At 33.9% G+C, this 25,183-nt stretch carries 22 protein-coding genes and 1 tRNA gene; 21 read left to right on the forward strand and 2 right to left on the reverse strand.

What is annotated here, in order from left to right; translation table 11 throughout:
• Positions 1–2: 2 nt before the first annotated feature.
• The 19 genes from I2F89_RS08240 to I2F89_RS08325 all read left to right on the forward strand — a co-directional run bounded on the left by I2F89_RS08240 (position 3) and on the right by I2F89_RS08325 (position 19,490).
• Entirely contained in the window at positions 3–572 is a 570-nt protein-coding gene (locus I2F89_RS08240; RefSeq protein ID WP_195514173.1) for a Gp15 family bacteriophage protein, read from the forward strand.
• A complete protein-coding gene (locus I2F89_RS08245; protein ID WP_195514174.1) occupies positions 565–4,188 on the forward strand; it encodes a tape measure protein in 3,624 nt (1,207 codons plus the stop codon). Before I2F89_RS08240 ends, I2F89_RS08245 begins: the two co-directional genes overlap by 8 nt.
• Positions 4,189–4,244: 56 nt before the next feature.
• Entirely contained in the window at positions 4,245–5,612 is a 1,368-nt protein-coding gene (locus I2F89_RS08250) for a hypothetical protein (protein WP_195514175.1), read from the forward strand.
• Positions 5,612–6,487 (forward strand): phage distal tail protein domain-containing protein, encoded by an 876-nt coding sequence (locus I2F89_RS08255; RefSeq protein WP_096081705.1) that lies wholly within the window; start codon positions 5,612–5,614, stop codon positions 6,485–6,487. Before I2F89_RS08250 ends, I2F89_RS08255 begins: the two co-directional genes overlap by 1 nt.
• Positions 6,487–7,530, forward strand: a complete 1,044-nt coding sequence (locus tag I2F89_RS08260) for a hypothetical protein (protein WP_010733997.1) — start codon at positions 6,487–6,489, stop codon at positions 7,528–7,530. Before I2F89_RS08255 ends, I2F89_RS08260 begins: the two co-directional genes overlap by 1 nt.
• A gap of 18 nt (positions 7,531–7,548) precedes the next feature.
• Positions 7,549–9,654 (forward strand): BppU family phage baseplate upper protein, encoded by a 2,106-nt coding sequence (locus I2F89_RS08265; RefSeq protein ID WP_096081704.1) that lies wholly within the window; start codon positions 7,549–7,551, stop codon positions 9,652–9,654.
• Position 9,655: 1 nt separating this feature from the next.
• The gene (locus I2F89_RS08270; RefSeq protein WP_010733999.1) at positions 9,656–9,961 is read left to right on the forward strand and encodes a hypothetical protein; all 306 of its coding nucleotides are present in this window, start codon (positions 9,656–9,658) and stop codon (positions 9,959–9,961) included.
• 1 nt (position 9,962) lies between these two features.
• Positions 9,963–10,076: a CD1375 family protein gene (locus I2F89_RS15635; RefSeq protein WP_264082979.1), complete on the forward strand. Its 114-nt coding sequence runs from the start codon at positions 9,963–9,965 to the stop codon at positions 10,074–10,076.
• Positions 10,077–10,113: 37 nt separating this feature from the next.
• Entirely contained in the window at positions 10,114–10,251 is a 138-nt protein-coding gene (locus I2F89_RS08275) for a CD1375 family protein (RefSeq protein WP_010734000.1), read from the forward strand.
• The gene (locus tag I2F89_RS08280) at positions 10,251–11,057 is read left to right on the forward strand and encodes a hypothetical protein (protein WP_010734001.1); all 807 of its coding nucleotides are present in this window, start codon (positions 10,251–10,253) and stop codon (positions 11,055–11,057) included. The genes I2F89_RS08275 and I2F89_RS08280 overlap by 1 nt, the downstream gene beginning before the upstream one ends.
• Before the next feature lie 17 nt (positions 11,058–11,074).
• Positions 11,075–11,308: a hypothetical protein gene (locus I2F89_RS08285; protein ID WP_062804778.1), complete on the forward strand. Its 234-nt coding sequence runs from the start codon at positions 11,075–11,077 to the stop codon at positions 11,306–11,308.
• 1 nt (position 11,309) lies between these two features.
• The gene (locus I2F89_RS08290; RefSeq protein ID WP_195514176.1) at positions 11,310–11,642 is read left to right on the forward strand and encodes a holin; all 333 of its coding nucleotides are present in this window, start codon (positions 11,310–11,312) and stop codon (positions 11,640–11,642) included.
• Positions 11,643–11,676: 34 nt separating this feature from the next.
• The gene (locus tag I2F89_RS08295) at positions 11,677–11,934 is read left to right on the forward strand and encodes a hypothetical protein (protein ID WP_096081701.1); all 258 of its coding nucleotides are present in this window, start codon (positions 11,677–11,679) and stop codon (positions 11,932–11,934) included.
• Positions 11,931–12,923 (forward strand): N-acetylmuramoyl-L-alanine amidase, encoded by a 993-nt coding sequence (locus I2F89_RS08300; protein ID WP_195514177.1) that lies wholly within the window; start codon positions 11,931–11,933, stop codon positions 12,921–12,923. The genes I2F89_RS08295 and I2F89_RS08300 overlap by 4 nt, the downstream gene beginning before the upstream one ends.
• 253 nt (positions 12,924–13,176) lie before the next feature.
• Complete coding sequence (locus I2F89_RS08305) at positions 13,177–14,232, forward strand: hypothetical protein (protein ID WP_195514178.1); 1,056 nt, start codon at positions 13,177–13,179, stop codon at positions 14,230–14,232.
• A gap of 26 nt (positions 14,233–14,258) precedes the next feature.
• Positions 14,259–15,740, forward strand: a complete 1,482-nt coding sequence (locus tag I2F89_RS08310; RefSeq protein ID WP_195514179.1) for a hypothetical protein — start codon at positions 14,259–14,261, stop codon at positions 15,738–15,740.
• A 1,426-nt stretch (positions 15,741–17,166) separates the two neighbouring features.
• Positions 17,167–17,244, forward strand: a tRNA-Asn gene (locus tag I2F89_RS08315).
• 507 nt (positions 17,245–17,751) lie between these two features.
• Positions 17,752–17,898, forward strand: coding sequence for a hypothetical protein (locus I2F89_RS08320; RefSeq protein WP_195514180.1), 147 nt, complete (start codon positions 17,752–17,754; stop codon positions 17,896–17,898).
• 1,259 nt (positions 17,899–19,157) lie between these two features.
• A complete protein-coding gene (locus tag I2F89_RS08325) occupies positions 19,158–19,490 on the forward strand; it encodes a hypothetical protein (protein ID WP_023520188.1) in 333 nt (110 codons plus the stop codon).
• A gap of 125 nt (positions 19,491–19,615) precedes the next feature.
• Here the strand turns inward: I2F89_RS08325 and I2F89_RS08330 are convergent, their stop codons facing one another.
• Both I2F89_RS08330 and I2F89_RS08335 read right to left on the reverse strand, forming a co-directional pair.
• On the reverse strand, positions 19,616–20,908 hold the full coding sequence (locus I2F89_RS08330) for a D-serine ammonia-lyase (RefSeq protein ID WP_023520187.1): 1,293 nt from the start codon (positions 20,906–20,908) through the stop codon (positions 19,616–19,618).
• Positions 20,909–20,955: 47 nt separating this feature from the next.
• On the reverse strand, positions 20,956–21,330 hold the full coding sequence (locus I2F89_RS08335; RefSeq protein WP_041684275.1) for a hypothetical protein: 375 nt from the start codon (positions 21,328–21,330) through the stop codon (positions 20,956–20,958).
• Between the two features lie 1,290 nt (positions 21,331–22,620).
• Here I2F89_RS08335 and I2F89_RS08340 point away from each other — a divergent pair.
• Both I2F89_RS08340 and I2F89_RS08345 read left to right on the forward strand, forming a co-directional pair.
• Positions 22,621–23,667, forward strand: a complete 1,047-nt coding sequence (locus I2F89_RS08340) for a hypothetical protein (protein WP_229078079.1) — start codon at positions 22,621–22,623, stop codon at positions 23,665–23,667.
• Between the two features lie 4 nt (positions 23,668–23,671).
• On the forward strand, positions 23,672–25,093 hold the full coding sequence (locus I2F89_RS08345) for a hypothetical protein (RefSeq protein WP_195514182.1): 1,422 nt from the start codon (positions 23,672–23,674) through the stop codon (positions 25,091–25,093).
• Positions 25,094–25,183 lie beyond the last annotated feature (90 nt).

A 25,183-nucleotide genomic window follows, 5' to 3' on the forward strand; every position in this document is an offset into this window, starting at 1 on the left:
ACATGAGGTTAAATGACCCAGAAGTCACTTCCTTTTTTTATAAAGAACGTGAGTATTTGATTAATTTGTCATTTGATATTGTATTAGATGCTTTTGATGTGTTAAACGAGGCAATATTCACTGATTATGAGAAAGCTTGTCTATGTCTAGATTTATTAATTGGAGAAGGTTGGTATCAATCTGAGGATGCACTTAGTCTATGGATATTTATTTACGACCAATTTATTCATAAAGAAGTTCCACCGTTCATTAAATATAGTTTTTACGGAGAGCCACTTTCTGTGGAAGAGCACGAACAATTAATAGATATATCAGCGGATGCAGAGACTATTTACGCTTCTTTTATTCAAGCATATAACATCGATTTAATTGATAAACAGGGAATACTGACTTGGTCCAAATTTAGAGCTCTTTTACATAATCTGCCTTCAGACACCCCACTTAAACGAATTATGCAGATTCGAGCTTGGAAACCAGGAAATAATGATTCAGAAGAATATAAGCAAGATATGACAGATTTACAAAGATACTATGCCTTAAATACTGATAGAGAGGAGGAAGATAATGACTAAAGATGGCAAAATAAGTATTCTGATTGATGTCGACGCCAAGCAGGTTCCTAATGTAATAAGTTCAATTGAAAAAAACTTTGGACAGTTAGGAAAAAATGCTGATGATATTACAAAAAAAATTGGTAATAATATGGGTGCCAATACTGAGACAGGAGCGAAAGTTGCTAATCAAGCAGTGGATTCAGTTGAACAGTCGATGACTGATTTGGGAAGATCGACTGATACGGCTACTGTCAAAGCTGGGAAATCATTAAGCGAAAACTTCGAAGTGGGATCTAAGGCTGCTAATAACGCAACAGATAGCGTGGCTAAAGGAGTGACGGATCTAACCGCCACGACGAGCACTGAACTAGCTAAGTCAGGACGTATCATGGGTGAATCCTTTGATTCTGGTGCCAAAAATGCCAATCAGGCCAATGACAGTGTCGTTAAATCAGTCACAAGCTTGGTTTCTTCTGTGGAATCTTCTGCACCTAAAATTGGTAAAGAGCTTGGTGGCTCCTTTCAATCTGGTGCCAAGGAGGCGACTAGCGCTTTAGATGGTATCGGGAAATCAAGCAGTAACATGTTAGCCAGTATTGAAGCGACGTCACCTAAGGCAGGTAGAAGCATCGGTAATTCGTTTGAAGCAGGTTCCAAGCAAGCAGCTAGCGCTCTTGGATCTATAGAAAAGTCCTCTGCGCAGATGGTTCCTCCTGTTGAATTATCAGCAACTAAGGCAGGAAAGAGCATTGCGACTAGTTTAGAAGCTGGTTCCAAAGACGGAGCAAAGACTGTCAGTGATGCGGTTGATGCGATGAAAAAGGATCTTACGTCATTGGGTGATGAAGCAGAAAAGTCTGGTGCTAAAATGAGTACCTCCTTTTCTCAACCAGAGCCAAAAGCCAATTTGTTAACAGGCTCTGTGGGCAAACTAAGTGCAGCGATGTTGATCACAAAAGGAGCAACTACAGCACTATCGATGGCTAAAGGTTCATTAGATGGTGCATTTGGTCGTATTGATACTTTGAATAACTTTGAAAATACGATGACTCGATTAACTGGCAGTTCAGAAGAAGCGGCTGCAGGGATGGAAGGCGTTCGAGATGTCGTTGTTGGTACAAACTACATGCTGGATAGTGCGGCTCAGACCGTTCAACGTTTAGTGATGCAAAACGGCTCACTGGAACAATCGACAAAAAGTTATCAAATCTGGGGTGACGCTGTGGCTATGTATGGTGACGGTGCAGCGGAGACAATGGATAACGTAATGGATGCCATGATCCAAATGAGAGCCACCAGTACCGTAAATATGGCTCAAATGGATCGAATGGTCCGTCGTGGTGTTGATCCTTGGAAAATCTATGAAGATGCAACTGGCATGAGTATGCAGAGTATTCGTGATGCGTTGCGTGATGGTGAAATTAGTGCCAATCAGTTTTTTGATACGGTTGAACAGGCGATGCGTGATGGTGGGAATGAATTCACATCGGTTTCTGGGATGGCTCAACAAGCTGGGGATACTTGGGCAGGGTCGTTTGCCAATATGGCTACTGCAACAAGCCGAGGAACAGCAAATATTATCGCATCTATGGACGAGGCATTCTCAGAAACACGTTTTGGCTCGATGAAAGAAAACATCCAAGGATTTGGTAAAACATTTGAAGGTGCGCTAAATGGGATTGCTGGTGTAATCCCTCCTGTTGTTTCGGCTGTTGATACGATGACCGGTGGGGTTATTACTGTGAAGGACGCAGCTGTGACAGCTTCACCCGTGATTATCGGATTAGGAACTGCATTTGGTGGACTACTTATTGTACAGAAAGCAGCAGTTGCTACAGCATCTTATGTTCAGATGTTGAAATACCTGACCGGTGCAACTTCTGGTGCGACGATGGCTAAAAAAGTTGATGCAGTTGCTACAAAACTAGGAATCAGTCTCAACTTACAGAACGCCACCACCACTAAAGCGGTTGTTGCAGCAAACATTTCCAATGCAGCTTCACTAAAAGGTGCAGCAGCCGCCCAAAAAACCTATGCGATTGCTGCTGGTGCTTCTGCAGCAGCGAAGAAGGCACTGGCAGCAGCTAGCATTCTATTGAATCCAGTAGTCGCGGGTACAGCAGCTGTTTTAGGAGCAGCTGGTGTAGCTGCAGCCATAATGGGAAAAAATTTTTTAGATACACGTAAAAAGACCAAAGAATTAGCTAGTGAATTAGATGGATTAAAAGACGATCTAGATAATGTCGGAAAGTCAACCCAGTCCAGTGCAAAAGAATTTGAGTCACAAGCTAAAGTGATCGAGTCGAATACAGAAAGAAACAAGGATCTAGCAGCTGAATTACAAAGGCTTTCAGCAATTGAAGATAAATCGGCTGCGGATAAAAAATTGATGGCTGATACAGTTGATGAACTGAATAATTCAGTGACTGGTCTAAATCTCTCTTACGACGAAGAAACAGGCTTGCTTAATGCAACCACAGAAGAAATAAACAAACGGATTGAAGCTTCTAAAGGAATGGAAGAAGTCAATCGGCTAACCGAACGACAAAAGACGTTGAATCAAGAAGCTGCAGACATTGAATCCTCATTAACTGAAGTAGCCAAAGAACGTATGAGATTGGAGCAAGAAGCCTCAGAATCTGGCGTGGATGGAAAGAAAAAAGTCAAAGAATCACTGGAAGGACTGTCCCAGAAGGAAGATGAACTTCAAGGTTTACTTGTTGAAAATCAATCCGAACGAAATCAATTGTACACGGAGGAGCAAGAGAAAAGACGAGCAGTCGCAGAGACCGTCTCAGAAGCTAATTCTCAGATGATTACTTCATGGAATGTTCTATCTGATGCACAACAAGCTGCCTTGGAATCAATGAATAGCATGTACAAAAAGCTGGTAGAAGAATCAGGGAATGCTTTTAAGCAGATTGAACAACAAGAAGCAATCAGCTTAGATCAAATGAAGGAAAATCTACAAAAAAATGCTGAAGCTATGAGAACGTGGTCGACCAATGTTGCCATTTTGGCGAAGGCCGGTGTAGATGATGGCATTATTATGCAACTTGAAAAACTAGGCCCGGCGGGTGCGCTTCAAACACAGCAAATGGTGGATGAGATGGGGCTGAATCTTGGTTCATTAGCGGAGTTAGGTGGAGAACATACAAAAAGCCTGCTGGAACAAATGGGTCTTCATATGGAGGACCTACCAAAAATGTCAGCTGAACAATCGGCGTGGTTTGTTGAAAATTTAGATCTTGAATTAGGTAAATTACCAGAAACAGCACAACAGCACATTAGTGATTTAAATGGGACTGCGGATGCAACGATGAAGCAAGCGATGGCGAGTATGGGGAATATCGTTGGTGAAGAAACGGAAACTGTTGCTGAAAAATTTGGATTAATTCCAGAAAAAAGTGAGGCATCTTTACGGAGAGGAACAGAGGGGCGAGACTTTGCACAGTGGGGACGTCAACCTGTCGAAGAAATTGGGGATGGGATGGTAGAGGCAACCGCCAAAGTAGAGGAAGCAGCAAAGGAAGTTGCTCAAACGCCAGAGAGAGTTATGGGCCCTCAACTAGAACAAACAGACTACGCCTCAATGGGTGCAGCACCACCAACAAAATTGGGCAAGGAATTTTAGATAATATTACTTCAGTAGAAGAAGCTTCTAAAGAAGTAGCACAAACTCCAGAAACAATGTTTCAGGAAACCATACAAGCAAATCGTTATATTCCGACTGGTCAAGAAACAGGTAAAGGATTAAGTGAAGGAATTAATCAATCTAATGCCGATGTTGAGTTAGCAGCCAAAGCTATAGGAATGATACCAGAAAATACTATTCAAGCTGAGATGACTACAGAAAAAACTAAGGAAAGTGGAACAGAGGTAGGTCGAGGTGTAGCACAAGGGATTGATAGCAGTCAAGAAGCTGTGCAACAAAGTGCTAAAGCTGTCGCAGACACTCCAAATAATGAACTATCTAGCCATATGAACCAAGGTAACTATGCTGAGTACGGACAAGCAGTGGGAGAAGGTCTTGCAACGGGAATCGCAGCCACTAGTCCAGTGGTTGTTGCGGAAGTAAATAAGTTGGTTGACCAAATGGTAAAACAAACTGACATTGGTATCAAAAATATGACAGTAAGTTTTAATCAAGTTGTTCCTAATGTAGCTAACGCGTTGAGTGCGCTTCCTATGGTAGCTTCCAATAGTATGAATTCTATGAATATGAGTTTCCAAAGTGGATCGCAAGTACAATTAGCTACTGTGAAAGCTTTGAATAGCAACTTGATACGGACCTTTACTAATACGCCAAGTGAATTTCAATCGATCGGTCGAGATATTATGAGTCGATTGAATTCTGGAATGATGGCAGAGTCGAGCAGGGTTGTCGCAACTTCCAGAAATATATCAAATAGGATTGTACAATCCTTCAATCAGTTGCCAAATCAGATGCAAATGGCAGGTCGCAACGCAATTAGTTCATTAAATAGTGGAATGAATTCATCTGCAAGTCAGCCTGTTTCAACTGCATCAAGAACTAGCTCGGCGGTTGTATCTGCTTTTTCAGGATTACCTAACCAGCTAAATGGAGTGGGTCGAGATGCTATGGCTGGATTGAATGCTGGATTAAATGCCGGTACAGCATCTGTATTGGCAACCGCAAATAGAATTGCCAATCAGGTTGCTAATACAATGAAACAAGCATTAGATATTAACAGTCCATCTAGAGTGATGGCATCAGAAGTTGGTCGATGGATACCAGAAGGTGTAGCTGTGGGAATTGATAAGTATGCAGATGTAGCATATCAATCGATAGATAATTTATCAAAAGGAATACTGAGGATCACTACCCCAGAAATAGCTTTAGGCGCTTCAAGTATGGGTATGGAAGCTAGAGGTACACAAATTATTAATCAATCATACAGTACGCAATCCCCATACACCTCCAAAATTGCACAAGCTTTAACAGATTTGGCAAATAAAGAACAGATAGTAATGATTGAAGACACTAATGGACTGACAAAAATAATCGGTAAGACGATGGCGAGAGGAGGATTTTAGTGCAACATCTATCAATTGAAAACAGTCATGGTGATACCTGGCTCATAGATAATACGCACTCTTTAAGGGCTTCTAATGTAAATGGTTTAGGAATAGGTTTTGAAACTGATTATTTGAGCGAAAATGGGCATTCTAGAATTGAAAAGCACGTATTGAAACAACATCAGTTTGAAGCTTATTTTCATTTTGGACGTCGTAAAAATGAAAATGCCTATCAAGTATATTATTCTTTTGTAGAATTTTTATCCTTTAGTCCACTTTATTTAATTTATACTACTGACGCAGGCCAAAAAAGAGCACTGATTACAGTTTCTATGTTATCGAAATCTTCTATACAACAAGGCGGATTTTTAAAAGAATCAATTATAATTGACCGATTATCGCCTTGGTATACAGTGAAGTATGCAAAAATTCATCAAAAAAATATAAATGTTAATGCCCATGGAAAAGTCTATAATTATGTCCGGCCGTATGTCTATACTCAAAATGCACATGAGAAAAAAGGGAACTATCGAATTAATAATCGTTCCCTCTATTTATCTGCTGAAAAAAATCATCTGACTCCGCTAAGAATAAAAATAACTGGTTATTGTGTAAACCCTCGTTGGGAAATATTCCAAGGTTCAAAATTAATTAGCTCAGATGGTTATTTTCTAACTTTACAAGAAGAACAGCAGTTGGTTGTTTCTAGTTTATTTCAAGAAAGGACTGCTATATTAATAGATCAGAATGGATTACAGTCTTCGGTCTATCAACAACAAGATATAACTAAAAACGGGTTTGTTCATGCGCCTGTCGGAGAATCAATAATAGTATTTCATATCGGTACTGCAGAAGTAGAAATAACGATTTATGAGGAGGCTGATCTGTTTTAATGATTATATCTGTTCATTTATTTCGTTGGGATCTAACTCCCTATCCTAGAGAATATATATGTGGAGAGTTCGACTTTGGTATTGATGAAGTTAATCGTGAACTGACCAGTGAGTTCACCTTAACAGAAGATATAAAAATTGAAAAAGGTGATTGGCTAAGAGCAAAGTATATACCTAGTGGAAAATACGCTTATTTTGGGATAGTCGACTCTCAAGATAATAAAACAATCCGTTGTCGTGGGTTGATGGGCCTTGGAGATAGTTATTTCCCTACTTATAGAACAAGTGGGAATAGCTTTGAATCTCATGCTAAATCAATCATCACTAACTACCTTTTAAATGACCGTACAAAGAATTTAAATGGAACATTAAGTATTGATGTTGAAAGTGATACAGCTCATAGTTATCAAGCAATTGAATTAAATTCTCGAAGGATTAATAGCTATTTGATTAATGGATTTAGGAAATACAACGTAAAGTGGTATGTTAAAGCAATCTCAGGAGGCAGAATACAGACTGGTATAAAAAGAATAGAAAAAAGTATTCAAATAATGGATAATTCTTCAGAATTTAGTGACTGGGATTATTGGGTAAAAAAGCCAGGAGTTGGTAATGAGAATGCATTGTTAATTGTTGATAAAGCAACTAACAGTATGGACCATCCAATTATCTTAGCTACCTACTATTTAGAAAATGATAATAATGTCACTAACAATCCAAACAGCAATAAAATTATTAGACCTACTGTTAATACGGTATATATATATGATCAGGATTTAGAAGATAAACCCACATATTTAGAAGTTGCAAATAGTGAACTAAAAGGAAATGCTTATTCACATGAAATCAATTGTAAAGTTATGTTTCAAGCAAAAAATATTGATGTTGAAGAAATTGAAACTGGATTATTAGCGAATGTAAGAATAAAAAATACAATTTATCAATCAGTTCTAACTGCTTGGCGAGTAAATAGTACTGAGAACAAGATGCAATTAACATTTGGTAATATTCGAAGTCGATTAAGTGAATATTTTGATGAATAAAAGAAAGGTAGTGGAGTAATGGAGCCTATTGAACTTAAATTAGGCGGTAACGGACGAAAGCTCTCAAAGTCCATTATTGGTCGAGTTGGGGATAATCGATTTATAAATTATCCCTTTAAATTATTAGATCCAGACGGATCAACAATAAATCTCAATGGATGTACAATAGTTTTTTATGGAACAAATGCAAATGGCACATTCACAACTGGCGTGCCCACAATTTTAGATCCTACTGAAGGTGAAATCAGCTATAAATTTAGTCGTGAAAATTTTAGTGTCCAAGGTGAGTTCAAGGAAGCGTTCTTTCGTGTGACGAGAGAAAACGGAGAATGTTATGCAACACAGAGCTTTCGAATAAAAGTTGAAAATGATGCCGATATCAGTCAAGGTCAAGCAACGCTTTATGTGTCTTTGCTAGATGAAAAACTAAAGGATTTTGATAATCGTTTCCGATTATTTATTGAAGAAAAGGAACAAGAGTATAAGGGTATTGAGAACGTAGTTAAAGAGTTAAACGAACAAGTTTTAAATTTAAATGAAAAAGTCAACGAGACAAGCAAACAAATCAACGAGCTAGGTAATCTAAAACGGATGTACTCAAACAGTATTGATTTCGGTAATTACGACTACTCAGGGAATGCCAATTTGCTACCAAAGATTACAGCTGCTCATTTTACATCGGGAAATGGAGCTACGGTTGAAGATGGACCAGATGGCGAGATCATTTTCACGTTAGATGGATCTGCACAACTAACTAAATTTAATACAAGCATGCGTTTACCCGCTCTTAAAAACGGAAAGAGATACACAATTAGCGCTGAGATTATGTTACATGAAGGTTTAGAGGGAGATGCCTCTAATATTCGATTAACTAATACCTACGTACCAGGTGGAAATATTATGTTATCTACAGTTAGACCTCTCCCGACAGCTACTAATATCTGGCACACGATTAGTGGTACGCAAATAGCCACTTATGCGACTACACTGCCTCAACAGTGGTATGTAGTCTTACAAGATGTTACAGCATCAAGTCGAATTAAGGGTAAAATCTCTCTTCGAAACATAAAGATAGAAGAAGGATCGGTTGCTACGCCTTATCAACCCAATCTACTTGTTGAACCGTATCACATTTCCAAGGTTCCATTGAACGAAAATCTAGCAAATAAAGAACAAGCTTTCCCGATAAGTAGTCGACAATATTTAGTATATTCTGCTGAAATGATTGAACCATTTATTGCTAATCAAACGTATACATTAACTTTGAAAGGAACCAAGCTAGGTACACAATCATTTAGGGTATACACGACTGGTCCGAATAGTACCTCTAATATTGGGGACATGGAAATAGTAGAAGGTTTAGCAGATACTTGGCGACTGACATTCACTCCTTCAGAAGTAAATTTGAATGGGAGTGTTTCTCCTAGCACATTACAAATTTACCAATTCCCTCAAGCAACAATGGGGCAAGTAACGATTGAATCATTAAAAATAGAAAAAGGTGATATAGCCACTCCGAATATTTTGGAATATAAATATTTTGGCGAAGGTTTGAAAGATAGTAGTAACCCAAATGATTATAGCTGGGATATCACCGAAGAGTACTTGGATTCTAAAATCTTACAAACAGTTAGTCTAAATGAGCCACAGCAGGTCCCAGGATTTAAAAACTTTTTAAGCGGTTTACAGTCTAATGGTGTAAATATAGGTGTTGAGTACGCGAAAGCAGTAGCGACTGATAAATATAAAAATCATGGTGCGGTGTATTTAGGTGGCTGTGTGTGGCTTGCGTGGGAGACATTAGAATTTTCGAATTCAATTGGTTGGGCAAGAGGAAGTACAATTCGCGTTGGAAATGATGGTCATCCGGGCTTCACTTATCCTGATGTTCCGAATATTTTTGGCGGATACATTTGGATTGGTGGCTCCTGTTTACCAGACTACACAGACGGCGGATTTGGTTCTTATCATATTACTGTATCAAACAATTTTGATGATGCTCGTAAACCGATTGTCCGTTTTATTGATTCGCCAACAACATTAGTGAAGAGACTAGCAGTTCGAGGTCATGCATTAGTTTTTGCACCTGCACCCACAAACAATAGTAAGGTTGAGGAGGTATGAAATGAAAAAAATTTGGCAGTATGGACGTACTGGTGGAAAAGAGCTAGAAGTCTCAGATGATTTCCCAATTCAGGTCCCTTTTACTGATGTTCCACCGATAGAGGAAATTGAAATAGCCAACCAGTTTTTTGTTCCAACAGAAAATCGCTGGCAAGAGTTAGAGAATAGTGTGCTTAGTGAGCAGGTTGATAATCTTCAAGTACTTTATAAACATTTAGAAAAAAATGTAAAAAGACAAGAAGAGCAACTAACAGAAACTCAGTTAGCTTTAACAGAAGTATATGAATTGATTCTAGGAGGAGGATAACTTGATAAAAATATATATTGAATTAATTAACAAGGGGTTAAAAAAAATTGAAGATGTACCTAAAAAAATCCAGAAAGAAGTCAAAGCGATCTTATCTCAACAGGCTGAGATGTAGGATTGTCTTTTTTATTTTAAAAAAGGAGTATAAGACAATGGTCATTGTATATGCAACGTTAATCATAAAAGAAAAGAAAAAAATTGAAGATGTTCCAAAGATCATACGTGAACAAGTAAAAGAAGTTTTGGTTGAGATGGGATTACCTGAACTGACATTTAAAGAGGTGGACTGATGGCTGGAAATGTAGATGGATATCAATTTGACAATATAAAAATCAGTGCTGAAAATGATGCGAAAATGTACCATGCTTTAGCAAGAAAAAGAAGTTATGTGATTTCTGGTTATGAACAAGGATTAGAATTATCTTCCAGTGGTTTGGATGTAAGAGTTGCCAGTGGTAGTGCGATTATACAAGGTAGAATGGTATATGTGAAAGAAGCACAAAGTATTACTCTTCCAGCAAATTCAAGTGGGTATGTTTGTTTAACGATTGATTTAAATGAATCGGTAATTCCAACTGATGATTTTCCAGCAGATAGTGAGAATTACTCTTGGACAAATAATCAGGTTCGTTTAGAGGCAGTTAACCATTTAATTAATGGAAATACTTTAGCAGGGGATAGGGTAGTTACATTCCCGTTGTGTAGTTATACAACTTCAGGAACTACTGCCATTATTACAAAGAACACAACAAATTATAATGATTCGCTCATTGAAAGTCTTCCCCTTTGGACAGGAATATTGACTATGAATACGAGTCACATCATAAGACTTTCTAAAAAATTCGAGGATCTTAATTCAGGACTATTACTGATCTGGGCACCTTACGCTAACGGTTCAGCATGGAATTATGATTTTACGACACAATTTTTACCTAAACGAGCAGGTTTACATGTGAGTCAAGTATTAAATTCTAGTAGTAACTGGATCAATAAGAGAATTCAAGTGGATTATTCTTCTAATTCAATTTGGGGACATGGTGGGAATGTGAGTTCTGAAGGATTAAAGGCTGTTTTACGGGAAATTCGAGAAGTTTGATATAAAGGAGGTTACTTATGGAGGGAATTACAATCGGGGAGTGGATCGCGATTCTTACACTCGGTGGATCATTAATGGTGGGTGTGGCGAAATTTTATGCGATGTTCACGAAACTTGATCACACGTTAGGAAAGTTAGAAAAGACGATCATCCGCGTAGAAAAAAGTCAGATTGACTATGGCAATCGGCTTTCAATTATTGAAGAACAAATCAGATCTATTTTTAAGCAAATTGGAAAGGGGAGAAAATAACATGACAGAAATCTTAGCTGCTTCAAGTATTATTACACCACTAGTCGTTGGTGTCACAGGGTTAATTAAAACACAAATGAAGGAGTACAAACTCTTACCCGTGATCAATGTGATTGCGGGTATTTTGTTAGGGGTGCTTTATGCAATGACCCTAGCACCACAAGATTTAGCAATCTACGCATGGGCTGGGGCTGTATCAGGATTAGCCGCTGGCGGATTATTTGATTTAGGAAACAGCATGGTTAAACCAGACGTTGATCCACCGGATTATGGTGATGGCCAAGAAGGTACAGAAAACTTAATTTATAAAGAACAGGATCAGTCGAAAGGCTGATCTTTTTCTATTAAATATTTAGGAGGTAAATACGATGAGAAACAAAGAAAAATTTTTAGAAGACTACAACAAAGTAGTCAAACCGGAGTTTCAAAATGACGAGAACACGATCGAGGATGCCGCACACACTCTTAACAATATCGAAGGAACGACCGTGACCGTGGCAGCTGAATTTACAGAAACTGGCAAAATGGAAGCATTTGATTTTGAGCAGAAGCAACGACCCAAAACAGATGATCCGGATCAACAGATGCTGGACTGGTATTACGTAGGAAGAGGTGAAGTAAAATGACGATCAGATCAAACGGTGCCGGACACGGAGGAAGAAAAAATGGCTCCAACTGGATGGATCCAGGTGCAGTAGGAAACGGGCGACGTGAAGCAGATGTTGTACGAACAATCACCCAAAAGATGCAAGCAATTGCAAGTGTGCGCGATTCTACAGATAACGTTGGCGCAACTGTTAACCAAAACTTGCAGAACCAAGTCACGGTTATGAATGTGGCGGGATCAGGCGTAGCAATCACGAGTCACTTGAATGCCTTTAATGGTCAGGCAACTGGTGTTGAGGTTTTTTATTGGGCTGGTAACGAACAGATGCGTATTTTAGCGGCAGCTGTATCAAAAGTGATTGCGGATACGTTGGGAATTCCGAATCGTGGAGCAAAGCCTACCACAACGTTCTTCGTACACCGTAACACTAATCCGGGCGTCAATGTATTATTGATCGAATGGTGCTTTATCGATAATGCAAATGACATGCGACGATTAGATCAGAATATGGATCAGGCAATCCGTGCGGTGATGAATGTGCTTGGCTACAACACAAGCGGAAGTGGTAGTATTCAAGCGACGCCACAGACACATGATCAAATTATTTTAGCAAGCCCACCAAAAACCGTTGGTAATTATGTAGGTAAGCTAGAAGTGTTTAATGAGCTATCTCTTGGTATTTTTCGAATTGGTGCTTGGTTAGTGCCAATCAACGGTGCAGCTCATTTAAATCAAGGATATGTCTTCTGGATGGATGCAGACAATCCGAATGTCGAAATTGGTCGTTGTCGGTCAGCGGGCATTATCAGAGATGATGTGAATGCAGCATATGGATTATCTAGTGGTCTACGATTTGGTTTGGATGGCACAATGGATATTCGTAAATTTGCAGGGAAAAGAGTTTTTCCGATGTTACGACGAACGAATGATCCTAACGGAAATACGATCAATGGACAAACAGTCGACATTCGTTTTCCAGAGTACGTTTTGACGATTCATAAGCGATAAAAATTGCTCCTCAACAAGGGGGAGCTGTACATAGGATTTTATATAACAGTTTTGTTACAAATTCAATGGTATGTAAATCATAAAATATCGTTTTAATATCATAAACGTTTTATATTGAACTTACGTTCCCTATATGTTATAGTTATTTAATAATCCTCAATGATTATATCTGCTATGAAGCCCGAAAGCTGTTGTTTTTAGGGCTTTCTTTTGGTTTAATTAGTTTAGCAGATATAAATGAGGAGGAATTATTTTGATTAAATATTTAAAAATTTTTGAAATTGATCCAGATTTAGAAGTAATAGAAACAGAGAGTGCTTTGTTAAAAGATTTTAAAAACGGGGTACATAATTTTTTTAGAGGACATATTATTAATTCTGTCGAACACATTAATTCAAAGGTAGCAAGGTTTCGCAACTCAAAAAGTGATATTTATAGATATTGCGGTAGTTGTTTTTTCGAAGAACAATTTGAAGAAAACTCTCGTAATATTGCCAATATTTTAAAATCTAATATGCATTTTTCGGTTAAGAATAAGTTTATACTTGTAATATTAAATTACGAGTTCAAAAAAAAAGAACTAGGATTTCTAGATGCAGAACCTGATGAAGTCGAAGAAATATTAGCAATTATGAAAATGGAAACAAATGATGGTATTGAAGTAAACAATAACGATTTTGTTATACATCAAAACATGTTGCCTGATTTAGGAAATCACTTACAAAAATGTGCATTTATTTATAAATCATTTTTAGAAAATTATGAAGTGAACAATTTGGATAGTAATTTTCATTTGAAAATACTGGACAAACAAGATAAAACAATTTCTAATTACTTTATTAATTTGATGAATAGTGTATTAGTAGCAGATGATGAAGTTATGTCAAGATTAGCTCAACGATTTGTAAAGCATACAGCAAGAAGATATACTGATGGGCAAGAAGATTATGAAAAAGTAGAAAAAAGAATTGGAGTTATAATGTCGCAAAGGAAAAGTACGTCTGTACAGAATATTTTCACAGAAATTTTCCCATTATTAAATACTGAAAAGCTAGAAAATGAAGGTCATGACATTAATTCTCTATCTGAAGAAACTTTTAAACTAATGAGACAAAACAATCCGAGCGCCTATTCTAATTTTATTTCACAACCAGTAGATGGCAAGAAATATATTCTTTCCAGCGAGAACAGAAGTATCTATTTAAGTATAGAGCAAGGTTTAATTGATGATCATGTAGTGAAAGTAGATACGTCTAAAACCCGTGATATAGTAATTACTATTCCCAAGAAACAGGTTAAAAGTAAGTAAAATTTTTAATAAGTGAGGTGAATTTGATGGGGGGAAAATGCATAGATCAAAATATTTTTTCAGTATCTCAATTTTTGAATGAGGGTAGTAAAAATGAAAGTATTAGTGTGACAAGAAATTCAGATAGTAGTTTAATAATAAATGAGATTTTAGAAGGTGATATAACTGTAAAAAAACTTCTAGAGTCGAGGGAATTATTAAATAAGAATTTTCCCATAAAACCATCAATGAGCTTGTTTATAGAAAAAATGTCTTCTGATTCAAAAATTATTAGTGAAGATCAGTTGGGTAAGGAATTATTGCGAGTACAGAATGAAAATAATGAATTTGATAACATAAGAATAAAAATGAAATATACAGAAACACATAAATTACCTTTTAATAATTCATTGAAAATAAAATGTGTTTTCAAATCAAATTTTGAAGAATTAATGGAACAACTGGTTCAAAATATAAAGTTAAGTGATTGTAAAAATTTAACAACAAAAATAATAATTGAATTAAGTGAAAACACAAGTTTAAAATCTTCATTATTCAATTTTAATAACACTGAGAATGAGAAATTTCTTGATGATGAGGTAAAAAATTTTATCAAAGCTCAAATGGATATGGATTATACAATTGCTAATATTCCTAATTTAATTGAAGTAAATCTGGATAATGAAAATAACGAAAAATTTGAAGTGCTTCAAAAGTTGTGTCACTTGAAATTGCTTAGTAATTTTTTTGATGAGAAAACCGGAGAGGCATTTATTTTTTTTAAACCAAACTATAATAAAATCCTTTATGAAAATATAAATATTTCAGACACAAGAATATACACGTCAATTTCAAAGTTAATTTACTTTATATATAAAGAAAAGAGCAGATATATTGATAAATTGAGAATAGCAAAGTCATTATTATATAGCTCTTTAGATGATGATAATTATATTTTAGACGATAAGCTGTTTTGGGATAGACTATACGATGAAATTATAAATGAGTATGATTTATTTATTGATGATAAAGTTACAAAATTCTTAACTGAAAAAAAAGAGATTATAAAAGAACAATTTCAATTATCAAAAGAAATAAGTAACCAAATATCTGAGTCAAAGAAAACCTTAATGAATAACTTAATTTCAATCATTGGGATATTTTTAAGTAAATTTTTTATTGATGCTATTAATAAAAGTGATTCTTCATATAGTATATTAGCGTACAAAATTGCTTTTGTATTTTCCGTGTATCTTTTTTTTATGTATTTAGTAAGCGGAGAATTTAAAACGTACACAAAATTTGAAAATAGGATTAAAATTATGAACAAGTATTATCCAAAACTATATTTAACTAACGATAATGTTATTGATGAGCTAGAATCAAAAATTTCTAGTCCTGAAATTTTACAGTTAAAAAAGATTAATATTTTAACTGGATCTATATATTGTCTTAGCATTTTATTTTTCGCATATAAATTAGGTTTTTTTGAGTACTTATTAATACAAATTTTTACGCCAGATAAATAAAATACTATATATTTTAAACCTCAGCCAATCAATTTTTGCTGAGGTCTTTTTTACGTTCTTTAATTAATTGTAGCAACTCGTTTATATTCCGAATCAAAACCTAACCATTGATAATATAGCGAGTTTTTCTCTGATAAAAAAAGCACATGACTTGAACAATAAATAAAATCATAGTAACCTTAATTTATCCTCAGTACTAAGAATTCGTTTTTTAATACCCGCCCACTCTCCGGAGTGGGTCTTTTTTTATGGGAAAATCTGAAAAAACATAAAAACAAAACGCTTGCAATAATTTTAGGTCAGCCTTAAAATATCCGTAGGCGCCATCATAAAAAAGAGTATCAATAACTAAAAACTTTTGGGGAAGTGTATAGCGTGCATATCGATACTCTCTTTAATAATTATATCATACGTATTTTAGACAGCAAAATGATTATATCAGTTGAATAATAGATAAAAAGATAGTAATCTTATTGTATCACCCTAACAACATTGCTTTTTTCACATCCCGCTCATTGGAGCGGGGTACATAAAGAACATATTATTTGAACATAGCCTGAAATGGTAGTAAGCTTTACTTAGCTTCACTAATGCGGATTGAATCCTTTAGTGGCCCGCTCTTTACGAGCGGGTATTTTTTTGTTTAAAATAAGATTCGATCAAAGTTTAAGAATTCTCAGATTAAGACAAGGTACTTGCAATAATCACTGGTTACCCATAAGGTGTGAATAGGAATCATTCTAAAAAAAGAGTACCAATGGACAAAGTTTTAAAAACTTGGGGAAGTTTTCAGCGTGCGCATTGGTACTCTTTTTATGATTCTATCACATGTGTTTTAAACAGCAAGGAAAGCGTATTACTTGAATGCGGGGTCAAACTCTAGTAATGTGAAGCTGACCAAATAATTCCCATATTAACGTACGTGCCACTCTTCGGAGTGGTATACATAAAAAAACATATTATTTGAACCTAAATTAAAATGATAGTAAAGTTTAATTATCCACATTCAGAAGATTCTTTATCCTAAGACTGCCCGCTCTTATATGAGCGGGTGTTATTTTGTCTAAGTGAATCTGATTTGATTAAAATAATCTAAAATGAATAAGCAACAACTTATACTAAATCGATATCTCTAGGATTGATAAATAATCATTTTTTATTACATCTACATGAAATCCCGTTTGCTTCTCAATAGTATTGGTATGTAATAAGATTGAAGAATGTGCAATTGTTTGTAAAGTTAAATTAAGGAATAATCTGTTACATTGACAATAACAAAAATTGTTCGATACAATTTGGCTATAACTATTTCATTATTTATATTTACGATTATATATATTTAAGTCATAGTGACAAGAAGATTGTTACCATAATAAATAAACTATCTACCAGATAATAGTTCTGACGACCCTTTTGACAATAATTTGTACCCTTAGCTCAGTTAGGCAGAGCATATGGCGAGTTATTAACCGTCCGGTCGTAGGTTCGAGTCCTACAGGGTACATAGTAAAAAACTCAGTCAACCATTCTTGGCTGAGTTTTTTTATCAATTGTAGCAATTCGTCCAGATCCTCAATCTTTATTTATCGCATTATATAGAACGAGCAGATCTGTTATAAATTCCAAAGCACATGACTTGAACAATAAATAAAAACAATACTTCCGAATAGTCATTGTCAATGTGTGAAGAGTGTTAAATATAAGGAAGAGCAGGCATTATCCAAGTACCCATGATTGCAACGCCTAGTACTAATAGCGAAAATAGGATACAACATATCATGAATATGCTCCAATTCGATTGATCAACATCAAGTTTTTTCTGATGAATTATCCAACCGGTTATATAACATCGTGAAACTTAAAAAGTATAGAATAAAAATCCAGAAAATAAAAATCACCTCAAATAATAATATAACAATATTTTACAACTTATGGTTAAATTATCTCAAATTTCATATAAAATTCTTAAATCTATAATATTATTTGAATGTATAAGAGGAGGTGCGTGCTATTGAGTATTCTAAAATCGGCAGTGAAATATAAAGTTGCAAAAAAAGCTACAAATAAAGTAATGGGCGACGGTTTGTTATCAAGCGTTGTTGCTGCAAAAGCAGTGAAGAAAAGTAATCAGCGTAGTAAGCAAAGAACAAAAAAATAAAAATACTAGAAGTCCTGTCCTTAGTTAGAAAGGGAATTTTTGTTTTTTTAATCGATTGTAGTAACTCGCTCAAATCTTCAATCGGCACCTAACCATTATAAGAGAACAAGCGATAAAAAAAGCATATGACTTGAACAATAAATAAAATCATAGTAATTTAAAAGTGTCCTTGAAACCATTGATTAGGATATTATCATTTGCCCACTTTTCTGAGTGGGTCTGTTTTATGTTTCATAATCTAGCAAAACGCTTGCATTATCATTAGGTTAACCTTAAACTAACTGTAGGCGTAATTATGAAAAGAGAGTATCGATAGCTAAAACTTTTGGGGAAGTCTATAGCGTGCATATCGATACTCTCTTTACTAATTATAACATACGTAATTTAGACAACAAAGGAATTGTACAATCCTAACCATACTGTTTTTTTTAATTGCCTACTCTGCGGAGTAGGTCTTTTTTCTATAATGATATAGTTAGTTTTACAGAATATATAATGTCAATTTGACTATACGTATATTTTGAATTAGCTTTCTCACTCACATTTGTCAATGGAAATTGACCATTCATTTAAAGAAAAAATAGTAGACAAATGATTGGAAGTGAAAAAACTAGATTTAATAGGAGTAAAAATATTGAATCTGATTTCAAGTTATTTTGTTTAATATTTATTAAGAGCATAACAACTGGAAGCGTGATTGTAAGAACAATTAGAACCAAATATATTTGATTGGCTGTAAAAAATAAAAGATTAGCAGCATATACTGATAAGATATGATAAAAGTTATAGACATGTATTGGCATCGACGGTTCCAATATTCCTACATTAAAAACTAGAAAATCAGCTAGATTGAAAAAAGAAAACAGAGTACCTAATCCACCGATAAAAAATAAGATGATCGGTGTAGACGAAGTATTTAATCGATTAGCGTTCAATACAATAACCTCCTAATTTTCTTTATAAAAGTTTAGAGCTAATGAATCATTTCGGATAGCAAAAAAACTAAATTTAGCGAAACTATTTAAAACAAAAAAATTTCATAAAAAGTTCATATTTTGTAAAGAGATGAATTTGTTTACTTCTGCAAAGTGCTAAATAGAAATATTCTTAATTATTTAAACATATCTATGGATGTTTAAAAAGTAATGTGACAGTAATGTAAGCGTTTCTTATTAATGGTTTAAGCAAATAGGCATCGTTTAATTTATTCTTTTTTATACACTCTAAGTGTACCAAAAAAAATAATAGGAGTGGTCAATATGAAGAAATTTTTATTAGCATGTTTAGGAATTTTAGCGACAGTTAGTTTTGCAGCGTGTGGTCCTAAAGTGTCAGAAAAGCCAAAGAGCCATTCGCCAAAGCAATCACAACAGATCCCAAGAAAAAAACAAAGTAGTGACACAAATGGTACTAAGAAAAAAGAAAAATCTAATAACAAGAGAAATGAACAGGAGAATAAACAGTCAAGTGATAGTAAAGAAAAGAAGAGCCAAAAAGTAAAACCAAAAAATGAAAGCAATTCTCAAAATAGAAAAAAACCAAATATTACGAACAAAGAATCAAATCATAATAATCTAGCAAATGTAAGCTAGATTAGCCTGCGATGATCTAGTAACCCAGCATTGCCAAAAAAAAGAACATCGATAACTGAGTATTTTTGTTATCGATGTTCTTTTAGCGAGATTAATGACTTGAACTTGCTGTTATTGTTACATAATTAGAAATTAAGTAAAGACAATCCTTTTTTGTAATATTGAGCCATTTCTTCTTCTGGAACCATATTACCACCCGTTCCCCAAATTATGTGTGTGCCAGACTTTATCCAAGTTTTTTTCAATGCGAATGCTCGATTTATATTCACAAATGATGCAATCCCAGCGGCGGATGAAGGTTCCACATAGATGTTTTCACTATCCGCAAGCAATGTTAGATATTGATATAATCTTTCATCTTGAACAGTAGAAGTAGCATATAAAATCGGTTCTATGATCTTGCCGACTAAATGTGAGGGGCGCCCGACGGCTAATCCATCAGCAGCTGTCTTACCATCGATTGCAATATCTTGCACTGAAATTTTGTCGTGTAATCCTGTGTACAGGCCAAGTAACATTGACGGAGCGTGAGTAGGTTCTACAAAAAATATTTTTACAGCATCACCAAAAATGCAGGACAATCCAAAGGCAATTCCACCTGGACTACCACCTACACCACAAGGAAGATGGACATATAGAGGATGATCTTCAGATACTTCAATATTTTTTTCTTTTAATTGAGTTTGTAGTCTCAGTGCAGCTACAGAGTATCCTAGAAATAAATCTTTTGAAGCTTCATCATCGATGAAATAACTGTGGAATTTGTTTACTGTTTCTGCTCGCCCTAAAGCTACAGCTTTGCTAAAATCACCTTCGTACTCTTTGACAACAACGCCTATTTCTCTCAACAAACGCTTTTTCCAGCTTTTTGCTTCATTAGACATGTGGACAGTCGTCTGAAACCCTAACTTTGCTCCCATGATTCCGACACTAAGACCTAAATTCCCTGTAGAACCCACAGCGATTGAATAATTAGAAAAAATATTTTTGAATTCATCATTTGCTAGAATAGCATAATTACTATCAATTGTTAGTTTTCCAGAATCCAGCGCAACTTTTTCAGCAAACGTCAAAACTTCATAGATTCCACCTCTGGCTTTAATTGAACCAGATACAGGGAGATTATTGTCACATTTAAAATATAGTTTACTGTTTGTTTCGAAATGTTCTTTTTCTTTTATTTTATCCAACATGTTAGGAATCTCAACTAATTCTGACTCGATGATACCACCAGTAGCTTTAGTCTCAGGAAAAACTTTAGCAATGTATGGAGCAAACCTTTGTAGCCGTTTAGAAGCGTCTATCACATCATTTAGGGTAAAACATGAAGTTTTTCTTTCTCCAAAATTTGGATTTATCCAGCACACTTCTTGATATGATTGCAATGCTCTTAATAAACGATCTGTTTTATTAGTCATTTTGGAACCCTCTTTCTATTTCTTAATTTGTGCTAACAATGGAAGAATTACTGATTCATCCCCCATGCAACGAAGAAATAAAAGAGTGTAGGGAGAGAAAAAAGTAAATTTATTCCTAAAATCCAAATGGAAATCAATTTATTATTATTAGTGAAGATATTGAAAAATAATCCAATAATTGAAAAAATGATAAATAACGAGAGAGATGATAAATAAAGATTGTCGGAAGAAATGTGAAGGATAGATGAAGTAGCAGAAGCAAATTTTTCAAAAGATCCAAACAGAGGGATGTTCGGATCTGCAACACCCATATGAAAGATATAGATACAAGTGATGTGCAATACCGATATAGCTGTGCCAAGAGCACCGATTACTAATAAAGAGATTGCTTTTAAAGGATTAGCAGATTTGAGTATTGGCATATAAATACCTCCTAATTTTGATACATTTAATTATCTATAAAAAATTTTTTTCTAACCATTTTTTTGTCCGATTTATTCATTACATTTTCGTAAGGAATTAAAAGATAAAGAGGTCTGTATGATTGGAAAGCTTCATTTGAGAGTCACTAGAATTGTTATAGCTTAAGACAATTTACTTATCTCGAAGGTCTTAGTTTTCAATGAGATAGCTACTTTTCAGAGTGATTGTCTTTTAAAAAATAGATACAACCACTGAAAACCAAAACAGTTGAATAATAATTAAAATGATAGTAATCTTATTGTATCACCTAACAACATTGCTTTTTCACAACCCGCTCTTTTCGAGCGGGTGTTTTTTGTGGACTAAAACAGCCACCAATGTTTCTTGACTACGGCAAAGGCATGTAGTCATAGTGACTTAAAATGAAATCAATAACATTATTTTTGCCACAAATTTGCCACAAAAAAATATAAAAGTAAGTAAATAAAGGGGAACGTATTTTCTGTTTTGGCATAAAAACTACTGTTAAATAGGGACTTTTATTAAATTGAAATCAATTGACATTACCTATATATATTTAGTTATGAGATGGAAGGGTCTGTGGGGTAATTGAATTGATTAAGCTAGGAGTGCCTATTTGAAGGCGTTTCTGGCTTTTTTCTGTTTCCTATAAATCTAATACCTCAAAATAGTTATAATAAATATTACTTCTTTTCAGGATTATCTAATAACTGAAACTGATGGTATTAGTACACAAGCATAACCTACTATGTTAATGAGCTATCTCAAACGACAAGCAAGTTATATTGATGTCATAGAAATTATTCTGTCTGCTCAGAAGAAAGTAGGAGAAGAGATAACAGTAAATTTAAAATAGCTACTAGAGAAGAAGTGTACTATTACCGCAGGGCTCAAGCTAATCATATATTTGAAAGATTTATAAAAGGAATTATTCTCCTTTCGTTATTTTAAAATATTAATGGTATCTTTTAAATGAACTACAAGGTTTACTTTGGTATTTTTTTTTTGCAAAAGGATAATAAATTGTTTATATATAAAACGAAATAAAAAATTTCATATGAAAAATCTTAAAAATACCACATAGTTATGGCGTTGTTGTAAACAAAAAAGATTAAGTAGTGTCTATGAATATGGATGAGTATAGTATAGAATTATTCGTATTTACTTTTAATTATATATAGATAATTGAATAAAAAAAAAAGTATATGATATTATTATTTTTGAAAACGAATACATTTTTAAGTAAAATAAAATGAATGGGTGGTATAATGAACTTAACTGATAACTATAAAGAAAAAAAGATAAGTTTGGCTCGTATATATAAAATCAATAAGTCAAGTGATGAGGTAACTAATATTGAAAATGTTCCAGATAGCTTGAATACATATGCAAAAAATTTAATTGTTGAAAACTTTTCACGTGATAACAGAAGAGAATTTATATTTACTAGAGAAAATGTCGAATGTAAAACTTTAATAAAGAAATTAAGATACGCTATAATTGAAGGTAGTTTAGAAGAAGTATTTGAAGACGTTTGTGATGAATTATCAGAAAAGTTAATAGAATCTCAGAAAAAATATTCTGAAAGATATGCTATGGTAAATTTGAAAGAAGGTAACGTAATTTTTTATTTAGAAAATGAATCTTTTTTAATTTCAAAAGTTGATCATATGGGTTATTTAAATGGTTTAACATATAATCATGAGGTAGGGTTGCCTGATGAGAAACCTAGTCAGAAAATTGCACATTTTCAATTTGTTGAAAATGGCATAAGTATTATTTTATCTGATTCAAATCCTGTAATTGCAAAATTTTGGTCGGAGGAGTTCCTAGACTTAAAACCTTTAAATACTAGTGGAAAAAATACACTTAAAGCTTTTAATGCAATAGATAGCTTTATTTCAAGGAATGTTACTAAAATTTCTAAAACAGATGGACTTGACCTTAGAAACAATTTGATTGGTTACTTTAGGACTAGTGAAAACTTTTCAGCAACTCAAGCAAAAGAATACATATTTGGAACTTTTATTGCTCAAAGTGAGGAAATAGATATTGATAATATAAAAGAAAAATATGATAAATTCTTTATTACAAAAGAAAAATTAACATTCGATACACAATTTGATATTAATTCGTCTGTTATAAAATCAAGAATTGTTAAAACGATAGCTCTCAGAAACAACATAGACTTAAAATTGAGTGGTCATGTGAATAATTTTAAGAACGATATTGAAGCTATAATGGACAGCCAAGGAAGGTTTAAGCTTATAGTAAATGATATTACTAGTGACGCATACGAAAATTTTAAGAGGTAAAAAAATGAAAAATTTCTGTGATCTGTTCTTAAATAAATCTCGGTCTATTACTGAAGATTTTTCAAAATTTGAATCGGTTGTAGAATTTGATGAATTTTGCTATGAGGATACGCTTTTGATTAAGAATATTTTAGGCAATGTAGTCTCAAAAAGAGATAATTTTACTATCAAAGCTCATGAATTTGATAATGAAAATTATGAAGTTGATTTGTTAGAGATTGTAGAGAAGGATGATTTTGATACCTTCTTTTTTTCTGATTGCATGAAGAATATAATCATTGAACTTTCTATAACTAAATGTGTGAAAAATGATTGTTTATCAATATATAATTTTAAAGTGTTTGACTCTTTTTGTTCAAGTCTTTCAGAGTACCAACTACTGAATATTTTAAATGAATATATTTTTTCGAAGAATTGTCGTCATTTTGAAACTATCACTGACATAAATGAGCAGTTTTTTTCAGGAACTTTATATAGTATTGGTCATAAGAAAAAAAATATTGATAATAATATAATAAGAGATGATGTTATTTCTCAGTTTAGAGAGATTGGTCAAAAAATTGGATATGAAAATTTAAGTTTCATTCCAGAAGATTTTCACAATTTTGAAAAAAATAAAAATAGTAGATTGAACCAAATTTTTAAAATTTTTGAAAAGTTTTTTTCTATTATATTTATATCGAACAAGGTAATTAGGATTGATGATAAAAACTTTAAAATTGAAATTATATCAGAGAAAAAAGTAAAAGAAACATTAAATTTTCATCAGTTGATGAATATAAGGTTTTCGGAAGCATATAAAATTTATACATGGGTCTACTCAGCTAAAACTATAGATAAGATCGATATAGTTAAATATTTTTTATATCTTGAAAGTGATGAGGAAATTATACTTGATAAAGATATGTTCGAAACTATAAAATTTTCTTATAGTCAGTATCTTAGAGAAAATCTATCAAAATTTATTGATGTTCAAAATAAAGCAATTATTGCTATTGAAGATAATCTAAAAAAATTTAGAGATATTAGAATGAGTATAGGATCAATATTGAAAACAAATTCATTTACAGTTTTAGCTTTTTTTATCTCCAATTATATTATTAAAGAAATTTCTAATTCTCAAAGCAAACAATTATCGATAGATGTGATAAAGAAATCCGGTTATTTTATTTGTGTAATTTTCTTATTGTATTTGATATTGGTTATGCTTCAAACTTTTTTTGAAGCAAAAAGAGTAAAAAAAGACTATAATGATTTAAAAATAATACTAAAGAAAAATATAGTTAGCAGATATGTGGATGAATATCTTCCTGATAAATTTATTAGAGGTGAATTAGTATATTTAAAGAATTATTCATTGGTAGTATGCTTGATTTGGGGTATTGAAATTGGATTGATGTTTCTCTATATTTTTTTTAATAAGTAATAAAAAGGCTCTTCAAGAAGTAGTGTTTGAGGGTTCAAATTGAAAAAATTTCATCAATAATCAATCGAAGTAAAAATAAGTGACTCATTG

Origin of the sequence: Enterococcus sp. 1001283B150225_161107_E12, from assembly GCF_015556925.1 — a bacterium.
GTDB lineage: Bacteria > Bacillota > Bacilli > Lactobacillales > Enterococcaceae > Enterococcus_B > Enterococcus_B mundtii.